General features: G+C 62.9%; 15 protein-coding genes. 14 read left to right on the top strand and 1 reads right to left on the bottom strand.

Features of this window, described 5'->3' with window-relative positions; translation table 11 throughout:
• Nucleotides 1–34 precede the first annotated feature (34 nt).
• The 5 genes from AC0NIL_RS06505 to AC0NIL_RS06525 all read left to right on the top strand — a co-directional run bounded on the left by AC0NIL_RS06505 (nucleotide 35) and on the right by AC0NIL_RS06525 (nucleotide 3,475).
• Complete coding sequence (locus AC0NIL_RS06505; protein WP_013529138.1) at nucleotides 35–286, top strand: AbrB/MazE/SpoVT family DNA-binding domain-containing protein; 252 nt, start codon at nucleotides 35–37, stop codon at nucleotides 284–286.
• A 2-nt stretch (nucleotides 287–288) separates the two neighbouring features.
• A complete protein-coding gene (locus tag AC0NIL_RS06510; RefSeq protein ID WP_275954391.1) occupies nucleotides 289–702 on the top strand; it encodes a type II toxin-antitoxin system VapC family toxin in 414 nt (137 codons plus the stop codon).
• 15 nt (nucleotides 703–717) lie between these two features.
• On the top strand, nucleotides 718–1,338 hold the full coding sequence (ruvA, locus tag AC0NIL_RS06515; protein WP_013529140.1) for a Holliday junction branch migration protein RuvA: 621 nt from the start codon (nucleotides 718–720) through the stop codon (nucleotides 1,336–1,338).
• Between the two features lie 43 nt (nucleotides 1,339–1,381).
• Complete coding sequence (gene ruvB, locus AC0NIL_RS06520) at nucleotides 1,382–2,419, top strand: Holliday junction branch migration DNA helicase RuvB (protein ID WP_063170357.1); 1,038 nt, start codon at nucleotides 1,382–1,384, stop codon at nucleotides 2,417–2,419.
• A gap of 159 nt (nucleotides 2,420–2,578) precedes the next feature.
• Nucleotides 2,579–3,475, top strand: a complete 897-nt coding sequence (locus AC0NIL_RS06525; protein ID WP_275954390.1) for a metallophosphoesterase — start codon at nucleotides 2,579–2,581, stop codon at nucleotides 3,473–3,475.
• Nucleotides 3,476–3,487: 12 nt separating this feature from the next.
• Here the strand turns inward: AC0NIL_RS06525 and AC0NIL_RS06530 are convergent, their stop codons facing one another.
• Nucleotides 3,488–4,738, bottom strand: coding sequence for a glycoside hydrolase family 5 protein (locus AC0NIL_RS06530; RefSeq protein ID WP_275954389.1), 1,251 nt, complete (start codon nucleotides 4,736–4,738; stop codon nucleotides 3,488–3,490).
• A 57-nt stretch (nucleotides 4,739–4,795) separates the two neighbouring features.
• Between AC0NIL_RS06530 and ybgC the strand changes: the two genes are divergently transcribed.
• The 9 genes from ybgC (at nucleotide 4,796) to tilS (ending at nucleotide 13,275) form a co-directional block, all read left to right on the top strand.
• The gene (gene ybgC / locus AC0NIL_RS06535) at nucleotides 4,796–5,266 is read left to right on the top strand and encodes a tol-pal system-associated acyl-CoA thioesterase (protein ID WP_013529144.1); all 471 of its coding nucleotides are present in this window, start codon (nucleotides 4,796–4,798) and stop codon (nucleotides 5,264–5,266) included.
• 399 nt (nucleotides 5,267–5,665) lie between these two features.
• A complete protein-coding gene (gene tolQ / locus AC0NIL_RS06540; protein WP_013529145.1) occupies nucleotides 5,666–6,376 on the top strand; it encodes a protein TolQ in 711 nt (236 codons plus the stop codon).
• A 10-nt stretch (nucleotides 6,377–6,386) separates the two neighbouring features.
• Nucleotides 6,387–6,839, top strand: a complete 453-nt coding sequence (gene tolR / locus AC0NIL_RS06545) for a protein TolR (RefSeq protein ID WP_023811855.1) — start codon at nucleotides 6,387–6,389, stop codon at nucleotides 6,837–6,839.
• A gap of 7 nt (nucleotides 6,840–6,846) precedes the next feature.
• The gene (locus AC0NIL_RS06550) at nucleotides 6,847–8,004 is read left to right on the top strand and encodes a TonB family protein (RefSeq protein WP_013529147.1); all 1,158 of its coding nucleotides are present in this window, start codon (nucleotides 6,847–6,849) and stop codon (nucleotides 8,002–8,004) included.
• Nucleotides 8,005–8,044: 40 nt separating this feature from the next.
• Nucleotides 8,045–9,355 (top strand): Tol-Pal system beta propeller repeat protein TolB, encoded by a 1,311-nt coding sequence (gene tolB, locus AC0NIL_RS06555; RefSeq protein WP_013529148.1) that lies wholly within the window; start codon nucleotides 8,045–8,047, stop codon nucleotides 9,353–9,355.
• Nucleotides 9,356–9,386: 31 nt separating this feature from the next.
• Nucleotides 9,387–9,737, top strand: coding sequence for a four helix bundle protein (locus AC0NIL_RS06560; protein WP_473572955.1), 351 nt, complete (start codon nucleotides 9,387–9,389; stop codon nucleotides 9,735–9,737).
• A 270-nt stretch (nucleotides 9,738–10,007) separates the two neighbouring features.
• Nucleotides 10,008–10,514 (top strand): peptidoglycan-associated lipoprotein Pal, encoded by a 507-nt coding sequence (gene pal / locus AC0NIL_RS06565; protein WP_013529149.1) that lies wholly within the window; start codon nucleotides 10,008–10,010, stop codon nucleotides 10,512–10,514.
• Between the two features lie 220 nt (nucleotides 10,515–10,734).
• The gene (gene ybgF, locus AC0NIL_RS06570; protein ID WP_473572956.1) at nucleotides 10,735–11,844 is read left to right on the top strand and encodes a tol-pal system protein YbgF; all 1,110 of its coding nucleotides are present in this window, start codon (nucleotides 10,735–10,737) and stop codon (nucleotides 11,842–11,844) included.
• 57 nt (nucleotides 11,845–11,901) lie between these two features.
• Nucleotides 11,902–13,275, top strand: a complete 1,374-nt coding sequence (tilS, locus tag AC0NIL_RS06575) for a tRNA lysidine(34) synthetase TilS (protein WP_473572957.1) — start codon at nucleotides 11,902–11,904, stop codon at nucleotides 13,273–13,275.
• Nucleotides 13,276–13,328 lie beyond the last annotated feature (53 nt).

A 13,328-nucleotide genomic window follows, 5' to 3' on the forward strand; every position in this document is an offset into this window, starting at 1 on the left:
GGAATAATCCTTACTTGTAAGAAAGGGGTGTTTCATGCGTGTGACGAGCAAAGGTCAAGTGACAATCCCACGGGATCTGCGGGAGACATTTGGGATTGGCGCCAACAGCGAAGTCATCTTCGGCATCGAAGGCGGCAAGATCACGATCACGCCGAAGCATGACAAGGGGCGGTTGGCCGACCGCGAAAGACTCGATCGTTTTCTTGCTGCGCTCGATCGGCTTGAGGGCAGCGGCGATCAGACAATGAATGCCGATGCCGTCATGGCTTTGACCCGGGATCGCTAATCTTGGCGACGCTTGTCGACACCAACGTGCTTGTCGATATCGCCGTTCGCGATCCCGTCTGGTCAAAGTGGTCGTGGTCCAAAATGGTGTCTGCCCTCAAGCAAGGCAGCCTGGTCATCAATCAGATTATCTACGCCGAGTTTTCGATGCGCTATGAGGCGATAGACGATGTCGATGATGCCTTGCCTGAAGACGAGTTCCGGCGCGAAAGTCTCCCGTTCGAGGCGGCCTTTGCTGCGTCGAGAGCGTTCTCGGTCTATCGGCGGTTGGGCGGACCTCGAGAGAAGGTGATGCCCGACTTCTTGATTGGGGCTCACGCTGCCATCCGAGGCTATCCCATTCTTACTCGCGATCCCGCAGGTTTCAGAAAGTACTTTCCAGATGTCGAGCTCATCACGCCCGATACTCATCCCTAACGGGGATTGCGTCCAATGATCGGCAAGCTCAAGGGCACGCTGGACGAGGTCGACGAGGATCATTGCCTCGTCGATATCCATGGCGTCGGCTACGTCGCCTATTGTTCAGCGCGCACGCTGGCGGCGCTGCCTTCGCCCGGCGAAGCGGTGGTGCTGTTCATCGAGACCTATGTCCGCGAGGACATGCTGCGGCTCTACGGCTTCCAGTCAGTGCTGGAACGCGAGTGGTTCCGGCTGCTGATGAACAATGTTCCGGGCGTCGGCGCCAAGGTGGCGCTGGCCATCTTGTCGACGCTGGCGCCGGCAGATCTCGCCAATGCGATTGCGCTGCGCGACATCGCCATGGTTTCTCGCGCACCCGGCGTCGGCAAGAAGGTGGCCGAGCGCATCGTCACCGAACTGAAGAACAAAGCGCCGGCCTATGCCGGAACCGCTTCGGGCACCATCGGCCTGAAACAGGAGCTCGGCGACGGCGTGGCATCCGCGCCGATCACCGACGCGGTCTCGGCGCTGGTCAATCTCGGCTATTCGCGCGACACGGCCGCCAATGCGGTGGCGGCGGCGCTGAAGACGGCGGGCGAGGATGCCGATGCGCCGAAGCTGATTCGCTTCGGGCTGAAGGAACTTGCGCGGTGAGCCGCCGCTTGTTCAGCCCCTTGCCGTGTGCAAGGAAGGCGGCATGAGCCTGTCGCCCCGCTTGATTGCACCGGAAAAACGCGGCGAGGATGCCGAGCAGACCTTGCGGCCGCAGACGCTCGACGATTTCGTCGGCCAGGCGGCGGCGCGGGCCAATCTCAAAGTGTTCATCGAGGCCGCCAAGAGCCGCAGCGAGGCGCTCGACCATGTGCTGTTCGTCGGGCCGCCTGGTCTCGGCAAGACGACGCTGGCGCAGATCATGGCGCGCGAGCTCGGCGTCAATTTCCGCTCGACCTCGGGTCCGGTCATCGCCAAGGCCGGCGATCTTGCCGCGCTGCTGACCAATCTCGAGGAAGGCGACGTGCTGTTCATCGACGAGATCCATCGGCTGAGCCCGGCGGTGGAGGAGATCCTTTATCCGGCGATGGAGGATTTTCAGCTCGACCTGATCATCGGCGAAGGCCCGGCGGCGCGCTCGGTCAAGATCGACCTCGCCCGCTTCACGCTCGTCGCCGCCACCACGCGGCTTGGCCTGCTCACCAATCCGTTGCGCGACCGTTTCGGCATTCCGGTACGGCTCAATTTCTACACGGTCGAGGAGCTGGAGCAGATCGTGCGGCGTGGCGCGCGTATCCTGCAAATGCCGCTCGGCAACGACGGCGCGCTGGAGATCGCGCGGCGCGCGCGGGGCACGCCACGCATCGCCGGCCGGTTGTTGCGCCGTGTGCGCGATTTCGCCTCGGTGGCCGGCGATGGCCACGTCGACCGCAAGATCGCCGACGAAGCGTTGACCCGGCTGGAAGTCGATGCGCTCGGCCTCGACTCGCTCGACCGCCGGTACCTCAGCATGATTGCGCGCAATTTCGGCGGCGGGCCGGTCGGCATCGAGACGATCGCCGCAGGCCTGTCCGAACCGCGCGATGCCATCGAGGACATCATCGAGCCTTATCTGATCCAGCAGGGTTTCATCCAGCGCACGCCGCGCGGCCGCATGCTGACGGCCAATGCCTGGCGCCATCTCGGCCTCGACGCGCCGAAGGATCTGGCGCAGCAGCAGATCAACCTGTTCCAGGAAGAATAGCGGCCGGGCGATCAGGCGCAGGTTCCGGGCCGACGAAGGATCTGTGAGCGGCCTGCGCAAAATATCCTCGGCTTCGCCGGTTTGCCGGCGTATTCGTCGGCTCTGGTGGCGGTGCCATCCCGGGGCAGTCTCGCTCCGATGGTTTGCCGGAGCCATGCAATGATCACCAGACGCGGATTCCTGCGCTTCATCGGCGGGTCGGTTCTGTCGGTTGCCGCGTTCAGCGCCTATGCGGCCGGCATAGAGCCGATGCTGCTGACGCATGTGAAACGCTATGCGCTAACGCCGCCGCATTGGCCTGATGGCCTGAAGCTGCGCATCGTCGCGCTTGCCGATATCCATGCCTGCCGGCCATGGATGACGCCGGAGCGGATCGCCTCACTTGTCGAAGACGCGAATGCCCTGCAGCCGGACGTGATCGTCCTGCTCGGCGACTATATCGCCGGCATGTCGTTGGTGACCGGCCCGGTGACGCCGTCGCAATGGGCCTCCGCCCTCTCAAACCTCAAGGCACCGCTCGGCGTGCTCTCGATTCTCGGCAACCATGACTGGTGGGCAGATGGCTTCGCGCAGCGCGCCGGGGCCGGCCCGACCGTAGCGCGCAAGGCCCTGGAGAAAGTCGGCATTCCGGTGCTGGAGAACGATGTCGTGCGCCTGGAAAAGGATGGGCATGGTGTGTGGATTGCCGGGCTCGCCGACCAGCTCGCTCTGCTGCCGACCAGGGACCGCGCCGGCTTCACGGGGCTGGACGATCTCGACGGCACGCTGGCCAAGGTCAGCGACACCTCGCCCATCATCCTGCTTGCGCACGAGCCGGATATTTTTCCGAAAGTGCCGTGGCGCGTCTCGCTGACCCTGTCCGGCCACACCCACGGCGGACAAATTCGGCTGTTCGGCTATTCGCCGGTCGTGCCATCGCGTTTCGGCAACCGCTACGCCTATGGCCACGTCGTCGAGAACGATCGCAATCTGATCGTCTCCGGCGGGCTCGGTTTCAGCATATTGCCGGTGCGTTTCGGGATGCGGCCGGAAATCCTGTCGATCGACCTTGGCTAAATCCAGATCGCCTCAGTGAAGCGATTTGATCGCGTCCATCACATCCGGCTCGGCCTTGTCGCCGTTGAAGGCATCGACGATGCCGAAGGCGCCGCCATAGCTCCACACCGACCATGAGAAGCCATGTGCTTCGGCACGCGCGATCATGTCCCTGACATAGGCGGCCCGATACCCAGCGGGCATCACATAGGAATTGCCGTATTCCTGGCGGATCATGCCGAACTCGCCCAGCGTGATGTTTCCAGGCTTGACGCCGTTGGCCCTCGCCCACGCCTCGACCTTTTCGAACGGCGCATCCATCAAGCCGAGCAGTCTGTCGGGGGTGTCCATGCTGGCGACCTGTTCGTCAAGATAGGCAAGCAGGCCGCTTTGCCGCGTCCATGGCGCCTCGGCCTTGATCCTGGCGCGGATGGTGTCGAGCGTCACGTCGAGCTGTGCCTTGGGCACCGCACTCAGCGGATAGGGCAGGCCAGTCACATAGGGGATGAAGTCTCCGGCCCAGGTTGCGCCCTGATGGGTGAGCAGAAACGGATCGTAGGAATGGAAGGTCCAGATGACGTTGTCGTCCGGAATCGTCTTCGGGTCGATCTTTTCCAACGAACTCGCGGCGGAATAGCAGGCGCCGGTCAGCACCAGGGTCAGTTTCGTCGCCGAGGATCGCGCCGCCGCGAACAGTTTGCGCTGGCGGTCCGGCCACAGGCTGGTGCCATCGCTGTCGCAGTCGACGATCGGTTCGTTCATGGGCTCGAAGGCGACCTGGGCGGGATCTTCGCTGGCCAGCGTGCGGGCCATCTTGCGGACCATCTCGACATAGGCGTCGAAGGTCCGTGGGTCGCCCATCACTTCAGCCATTCCGATCTTGCGGCTGCCGCCGGCCGGGATCAGGTGCATGTCGACGATCACCTTGAGTCCGGCGCGGTTGATCATGCGCACCGAGTCCAGCACGCTGGCATAGAGATCGTCACGCAAGGCCACGGTCTGGTCGGACAGAAAGGGCGATGGATCGACCGGCATGCGCAGGAAATCGAAGCCGGCATCCTTCAACGCCTTGAGGTCGTCCTCCCCAAGGAATTTCCGCCACTCCGGATAGGGCAGGATGGCCTTGGCGTCGCCCCACTGGTCCTCGCCGGGCCAGGTGACCCACTGGTCGAGATTGAGGCCGCGCTTCATCGAGAATGTCGCGGTCTGGCCAGGCAGCGCCAAAGCCACCAACACGAACAGCGCCGCCGTCAAACTCTTGATCATCGCCGTCAACAGTGCCATCCGATGTTATGTTCCGCGGGAAACTGGTGCCTCGCTGGGACTAAAAAAGGAAGCGCAATGGGCGATCATGGTGAATCGGCGACGCTGCTGGCCGGGCTTTCCGGTGCGCTGACGGCGTTCGGCCACCGGCTGATGGCGCGAGTCTACTATGCCGACACCGATTTCTCCGGCGTCGTCTACCATGCACGCTATCTCGAATTCTTCGAACGCGGCCGCTCCGACTATCTCAGGCTCACCGGCGTGCATCACACAGAGCTTGCCGACGGCAAGCATGGCGAAAGAATAGTCTGGGTGGTGCGTCGCATGGAGATCGACTTTCGCGGCCCGGCCCGCATCGACGACATCCTGACCGTCGACACCCGCACCGAGGAGATTTCCGGCGCGCGCATCTTCATGGCGCAACAGCTCAAGCGCGGCGACGAGGTGCTGGTCGAGGCCAAGGTCGAGGCGGCGATCATCGGCGAGAATGGCCGCCCAAGGCGCTTTCCCAAGGAATGGGTGGCGGCATTCATGCCCCGGATGGGATGATATTCAGGTGATGCCGGCCTGCAAACGGTGATTCCCTGCGCTTCCGGTGCTCGGGTACTTCAAGTACCCTCCGCTCCGGTTCTCGGAAACCACCGCTTTCGGCTCGGCCTGACCTGAATCTCAACCCATCCTGACTTCGCGCTTGGATGATGGCGTTACAACTGTGCGGGCGTGGCAATGCGCCGCGCCTTATATACTAACCCATCCTTAACCATAACGGTTCATGAAGAGATTGGTGAAGATTGGCGTTATCGAACGCCTTCCTTTCACCAATATTTGCCCTGAAAAGGCCGACAACGGCACAGTTTGGGGTTGTTCCGGTAGCTTCGTGCGAACCGACCACAAGGGATGCCAGGGGCCAGCCGCCAGCTTCGCCCGGAAAATCTTAAGGACGTAACGATGGAAAATATCGCACTCGCCGATCCGGGCGCGCAATTGTCGGTTTGGTCGCTGTTCGTTTCGGCCAGCTGGGTGGTCAAGCTGGTCATGATCGGCCTGCTCTGCGCCTCGGTCTGGACCTGGGCGATCATCGTCGACAAGCTGGTTTCCTATGCCCGCATGCGGCTGGCGCTCAACCGGTTCGAGCAGGTGTTCTGGTCGGGGCAGTCGCTGGAGGAGCTTTACCGCACGCTCGCCGATCGCAAGACCACCGGCATGGGCGCCATTTTCGTGGCGGCCATGCGCGAGTGGAAGAAGAGTTTCGAGAAGGGCGCCAAGTCGCCGCTCGGCCTGCAAACCCGCATCGACAAGGCGATGGACCTGGCGCTGACCCGCGAGATGGAAAAGCTGGAAGGCCGCCTCGGCTTCCTTGCCACCACCGGCTCGGCGGCACCCTTCATCGGCCTGTTCGGCACCGTCATCGGCATCATGACGTCGTTTCAGGCGATCGCCGGCTCCAAGAATACCAGTCTCGCCGTGGTTGCGCCGGGCATCGCCGAAGCGCTGTTGGCGACGGCCATCGGCCTGCTCGCCGCCATTCCCGCCGTCATCGCCTACAACAAGCTGTCGTCCGATGCGAGCAAGATAGCCGTGCGCATGGAAGGATTCTCCGACGAGTTCTCCGCCATACTCTCGCGCCAAATCGATGAAAAAGTGGCCCCCAAGGCCTGAGGAGTAGCAGATGGGTATGTCCATGGGCATGGGAGGACGCGGCGGGCGCGGCCACAGGCGGCGCGGCCGTCACCATGCACTGATGTCCGAGATCAACGTCACGCCGATGGTCGACGTGATGCTGGTGCTGCTGATCATCTTCATGGTCGCGGCGCCAATGCTGACGGTCGGCGTGCCGATCGACCTGCCGGATACGCAGGCTAAGGCGATGAATGCCGACACGCAGCCGATCACCGTCTCGATCAACGCCGCCGGCCAGATTTACCTGCAGGAAACCGAAATCCCGATCGAGGAACTGGTAGCCAAGCTGCAGGCAATTTCCAAGACCGGCTATGAGGAGCGCATCTTCATCCGCGGCGACAAGTCCACCGACTATGGTACGGCGATGAAGGTGATGGCCCGTATTTCGGCCGCCGGCTACAAGAACATCGGCCTGGTTTCACTGCAGGAACAGGACCAGTAGACGCGCGATGAAGACCGGCCTCACCACATCGGTGATCTTGCATACGGCGGCGCTGACCTTCGGCCTGTTCACGCTGACGGCGCCGGCGGCACTTCCGTCGTCCGACGTCGAGTCGGTCGCGGTCGATATCGTGCCGATGGAAGCCATTGCGCAGACGTTGCAGGGCGACAAAAAGGCCGTGATGCATGAAAAGCCGGCGCCTGTGCCGACGCAGCGCCCGGACATCGTTCCGGATGCGCAGAAGGTCGGCGAGAACAGCGTCGACACCGACAAGCCGATAACGCCGGAAGCCAAGCCGAAGCCCGTCGACATGACCTCGGCTCCGCCGCCCGCGCCGACCCCGATCGAAAAGCCGAAGCCCGAGGACGTGCCGAAGCCGCAGGAGAAGCCCAAGCCCACCCCGGCAACGGAAGTGGCGCCGGCGCCGACGCCCAAGGAAGAGGTCAAGCCCGAGCCGGTCAAGCAGGCCGATCCCAAGCCGACACCGGCCAAGCCGGCGCCGACCCCGCCGCCGCAGGACAAGACCGCGGCCATCGATCCGACGCCCGAGGTCAAGCCCGACGCCGTCGCTGAAGCCATAGCGCAGGAGCCGCCCGCCGAGGCGACGCAGCTGCCGGATTCCGCTCCCGCGCCGGAAGCGCGGCCGAAGCCGCAGCCGGCGCAGGCCGAAAGCGCCAAGGCGCCGGAGCGCAAGGACGCCGACAAGCCGGTCAAGGAAGCGTCGTCGAAGCCGAAATCCGATGACAAGCAATTCAACGCCGACGAGATCTCCGCGCTCCTCGACAAGCAGAAACCATCCGGCGGGGGCGCCAAGCGCTCGACCCAGCAGGCGTCGCTCGGCGGCGACAAGGACCAAGGTCAGAAGCTTTCCAGGTCCGAAATGGGTGCCCTGGAAAGCCAGCTCGGCGGCTGCTGGACCCTTCCTGTCGGCCTTGAAGGTTCCGAGAACTTCCTCGTCGTGGTGCGGTTCAACCTGGATGCATCCGGTAAGCTGGACGGGCGCCCGGCGGTCGAAAAGTCGAGCGGGAATCGCCAGTTCGACGAAAGTGCCGTTCGTGCGGTGCAAAAATGCGATGTCACCGGCCTGCAAGTTCCCGCCGGCAAGCAGGACATCTGGGCCGACGTCCGCGTCACCTTCGATCCAAGGGAGATGCTCGGCCTCTAAGGCCCTGTCATCCGAAAATCAGTACGAGAAGCGAGAAGACATGAAATCAATCCTCAAGCCGCTCCTGATGGTCGCAGCAATGGCGATGGGCATGACCGCGGCAGGCACGTTGCCGGCGCTGGCGCTCGTCGAGCTCAACGTCAACAAGGGCAACGTCGAGCCGCTGCCGATCGCCATCACGGATTTCCAGGGCGGCGACGCGCTTGGGGCGCAGATTTCGCAGATCGTCACCGCCGATTTGAAGCGTTCGGGTCTGTTCGCTCCGATCGACAAGAGCGCCTTTATCGAGAAAATCACCAACCCCGATGCAGCACCGCGCTTCGACGACTGGAAGGTGATCAACGCGCAGGCGCTGGTCACGGGCAGCGTCAGCAAGGAAGCCGACGGCCGCATCCGCGCCCAATACCGGTTGTGGGATACCTTTGCCGGCCAGCAGATGGCTGGCGAGCAGTTCTTCGCCAACGATGCCAATCAGCGGCGTGTCGCCCATATCATCGCCGACGCCATCTATGAGCGGCTGACCGGCGAAAAAGGCTATTTCGACACCCGCGTCGTCTTCATCGACGAATCCGGCGCCAAGAATGCGCGCAAGAAGCGCCTCGCGATCATGGACCAGGACGGCGCCAACGTCCGCTATCTTTCGGACGGCAGGTCGATCGTGCTGACGCCGCGTTTCTCGCCAAACCGGCAGGAAATCACCTACATGTCCTATGAAAGCGGCCAGCCGCGGGTGTACCTGCTGCAGATCGAGACCGGCCAACGCGAACTGGTCGGCAATTTCCCAGGCATGACCTTTGCGCCGCGCTTTTCGCCCGACGGCCAGAAGGTGATCATGAGCCTGCTGCGCGACGACGGCAATTCCAACATCTTCGCCATGGACCTGCGCAGCCGCTCGACGACGCGGCTGACCAACTCGACCGCCATCGACACCTCGCCGTCCTATTCGCCCGACGGCAGCAAGGTGGTGTTCACCTCCGACCGTGGCGGCCGCGCACAGATCTACGTGATGGGCGCCGACGGTTCGGGCCAGACCCGCATCTCCTTCGGCGACGGCGTCTATTCGACACCGGTCTGGTCGCCGCGCGGCGACCTGATTGCCTTCACCAAGCAGACCGGCGGCGAATTCCAGATCGGCGTCATGAAGACCGATGGATCGGGTGAGCGCATCCTCTCCTCCGGCTTCCAGCAGGAGGGACCGACCTGGGCGCCGAATGGCCGCGTGCTGATGTTCTTCCGCGATTCCGCCGGTGGCCCCAAACTGGTTTCGGTCGATCTGACCGGACGCAACGAGCAATCGATCCCGACGGCGAACTTCGCTTCGGACCCTGCCTGGTCGCCGCTGCTGGAGTAAGAGACGAACTGGGGAATTGAAGAACTGAAGAATGGAGAAGGCGGGCGGCTACATCAAGCGTGCGAAGGATCCAGAGGTTTATAAGCGCGCTTATGTGGTCTCCCTTGACGTGCATAAAGCTACGCTCGCTTTCCCGAAAATGGAGCAATACGCACTGGCTGATCAGTTGCGTCGCTCCAGCAAGGGAATCTGCGCCAATTTGGCTGAGGGATTTGCCAAGCAGACTCACTCCAAACCCAATTCGCGCGGTTCATTTCGATGGCAATGGGGTCATGCAGCGAAGTGGAGACGTGAATTTCCTATGCGTTCGACCTTGGATACATCAGCCAGGCACAACACGACGATTGGCTGCGATCCTATGACCATATCTACGGCATGCTGATCAATCTGAGAGAAAAGCTGAAGTGAATTCTCTCTTCAGTTCCTCAATTCCCCAACTCTTCAATTCCTCTTTTCCATCTCTTTGTCGCGTTTTGGCCGTATTTCCGCCTAGGGTCCGCGCCAACTGTGGCTCATGGCCAATGGCTGCGGACGGGCAGCTTAAACCAAAATTTAACCGTGTTTCTTGAATGCCGGTTAACCCAAACGTGGTTACTGGGTGATCAACGAAATCACTCAAATTAGACCACTCGAATTACGAAGGAGAGGCGGCATGGGCCGTATTGCAGCACTTACCAGAAACCCGGTCATGATCGCGCTGGTGGCGATGCTCGCCATCGCCGGTTGCGCCTCGAAAAAGACGCCGAACAACGCGGCCGATCTTGGCCTTAACGGCGCCGGCGCCGCAACACCCGGATCGGCGCAGGACTTCACCGTCAACATTGGCGACCGCATCTTCTTCGATACGGACTCGACCTCGATCCGTGCCGACGCGCAGACGACGCTCTCGCGCCAGGCACAGTGGCTGAACCAGTACAAGCAGTATGCCATCGTCGTCGAAGGCCATGCCGACGAACGCGGAACGCGCGAATACAATCTGGCGCTCGGCGCCCGCCGCGCAGCCGCTACCCGTGACTTCCTTGTCGCCAAGGGCGTCTCGGCCAGCCGTCTCAAGACCATTTCCTACGGCAAGGAACGTCCGGTCGCGGTTTGCGACGACATCTCTTGCTGGTCGCAGAATCGCCGCGCGGTCACTACGCTTAGCGGCGCTGGCTCCTGAGGCATCATGGACCGGCGCGTCAAAGGACGCGTGGCCGTCTAGCGGTAAAAATGCAACATACTTGTGCGAAAGGCGGCCTTGGGGCCGCCTTTTTCATATCCGGATGCCCGAAACAAAATTTGGCCGAAGTCTCGGCTCCTGCTATGAGCCGAGGGCGCTTGGCTGGTCCCATTCTGATTGGAAGGCGCGAACAAGCTAACGAAATCACTGCGAGAGGCACATGCATTTGAGATCGGTTCTGAGCGGCACGCTTGCGCTGCTGCTCCTATCAGGCGTCACCGCCCTGGCTAGCGGCACCGGGGCGAGCGGCACAGGGCAATCAACCGACAGCGGCTTTACCTTCCATCTTCCCAGTATCGAATTGCCCAGCTTTTTTGGTCAAAAGAAGAAACCGGACCAGGTTCAGCTGGTGCAGTCCGATCCTACCGCTGTCACCAGCCTGGAAGAGCAGCTGCGGCAGATGAACGGCAAGATCGAGGAACTCAATTTCCAGGTCCTGCAAATGCAGGAGCAGATCCGCAAGCAGCAGGAAGATAATGAATTCCGCTTCCAGCAGCTGGAAGGTGGCGGCACGCAAGGCGGACAGCCGCCGGCGCAGAAGAAATCGGACGCCACCACCGGCACCGACAACAACGTGGCGGCGGCCCCGGCAACACGGGCGCCGGCCGATGCCGGCGCCCAGCCCGCCAACGATCAATCGGCAGTCGGCAAGACGGTCGAGGACGTCATCGTCGAATCTCCGGATGGCGACCCCGGCAAGGTTATTCCCGGCACGGGAGCGCCGGAAAAGACCTTCGGCAGCATCACCGTCGACAAGAACGGCAATGTCATCGATGCCGGCGGCAACACACAATCGACCGCGCCGGCGCAGGATACCGCGCCAGTCGCCGGGGCGGCGCCCAAGGCCGGCAAATCCGATACGGTGGTCGCGGCGTTGCCCGCCACCAACAATCCGGAAGAGCTCTACCGCAACTCATACCAGTTCATCCTCTCGGGCGACTACGGCACCGCCGAGCAGGGTTTTCGCGACCACATCGCCCGCTTCCCCAAGGATGCGAAAGCAGCGGACGCGCATTACTGGCTGGGCGAGTCATTGCTCGGCCAGCAGAAATACCGCGATGCGGCCGAGACGTTCCTTGCCGCCAGCAAGGACTACCCCAAGGCCAAGAAAGCTCCCGACATGTTGCTGAAGCTCGGCGTGTCGCTGGTCGGCCTCAAGCAGCATGACGTTGCCTGCGCCACTTTCAGCGAGGTCGGCAAGCGCTACCCCGATATTTCCAGCGCGCTCAAGGAACGCGTCAAGCAGGAGAAGGCTCTGGCTGCCTGCTGATCCTTGTCATACATGTCGTTGTCCTGAAACCGGGATCACTTTTGGGCGACATGCATCATGCTCGACACCGAGCCGGACCTTTCGACTAACCCTTTTTCGCATATCGATTTTACCAGCGGCGCTGTTGCGGCCGTGTCCGGCGGCAGCGACTCGACCGCCCTGCTCCTTCTTCTCAAACACCATCTCGAACGTAGGGCGCCGGCAACCAGGCTGCTGGCGGTGACGATCGACCACGGTTTGCGGTCCGGTTCGGCTGCGGAAGCGCAAACAGTGGCGAAGCTGTGCGCCAGGCTCGGAATTTCACACCGCATCCTGACATGGTCGGGTCCAAAGCCATCGACCGGTCTGCCCGCCGCCGCTCGCGAGGCGCGCTACCGGCTGCTAGCCGAGGCGGCACAAGCGGAAGGCATCGGCATGATCCTCACCGGCCATACCGCCGACGACCAGGCGGAAACGGTGCTGATGCGGCACGCGCGGGACGAGGGCCAAGGCCACGCCGGCATGGCCGGCCGGGGACTTGCCGGCATGGCGCCGGCCACCCTCTATGACTGGCGCATCTGGATCGTGCGGCCGCTCCTCGGCGTGCGGCGCGCGGTATTGCGCGACGTCCTGCGCCGTCAAAATGTCGGCTGGGCTGACGATCCGACCAATGTCGACGCGGCTTTCGAGCGGCCGCGTGTGCGGGCCGCACTTGCCGGCGAGAGTGTCGAGCATGTGAAGGGCATGTTGATGCTCGCGGGCCAGGCCGCCCTCGAGCGCAGGCAGCTTGGCGCCAGCGCAGCCGGTTTGATCGATGGCTTGGCCAGCCAGCCAGCCATCGGCCTCATCCGCCTCGACCCGTGCCTGCTCTCCTCCGGTGACGAGCAGGCGGCCATCTATGCGTTGCGCATCCTTCTGGCCACGACCGGCGGGATTGCCTTCGTGCCGGATCAGGCCCGCAGCGAGGCTCTGTTCGGTCGGCTGAGGGCTGGATTTCTTTGCGCCACATTGTCGCGGACGGTTGTCGATTCCCGGCGCTCCGGCATATTCCTGCGCCGCGAGGCGCGCGGACTGCCCGCCGCCGCTGCCGCCACCGGCAGCACCCTGTGGGACGGCCGCCGGCACATCACATTGAACGACAGCAGCAGCGCATTGTTGATTGCCCCGTTAGGCACGGCAGCGGCGAAACGGCTGGCGACGGGTGAAGGAAAAACCCCGTCGAGCCTGATGCGCGCCGCGCTCGCGGCCGAACCGGCGGTGTGGCAGGCCGGTGAATGCCTTGGTTTGCCTGGATATGGACTGAAGTCCGCGACGGTGGAAGCGCGGCCGGTCGTTGCCCCCTTCGGCCGCTTCCTGCCATCCTTCGACCTAGCGCCGGCGCTAGCCGTCGCCGGGCTGATTGGCGCGGCCCCGGTCCCGCCCTTGCCTTTCAGCGGCCACAGTGCCGGCTGAGGGTTGCGCGAAAGCTTAACCCAGACGTGCTGTTCTGCTTGGCAAGGGGGGAC

Source organism: Mesorhizobium sp. WSM1343 (assembly GCF_055901535.1).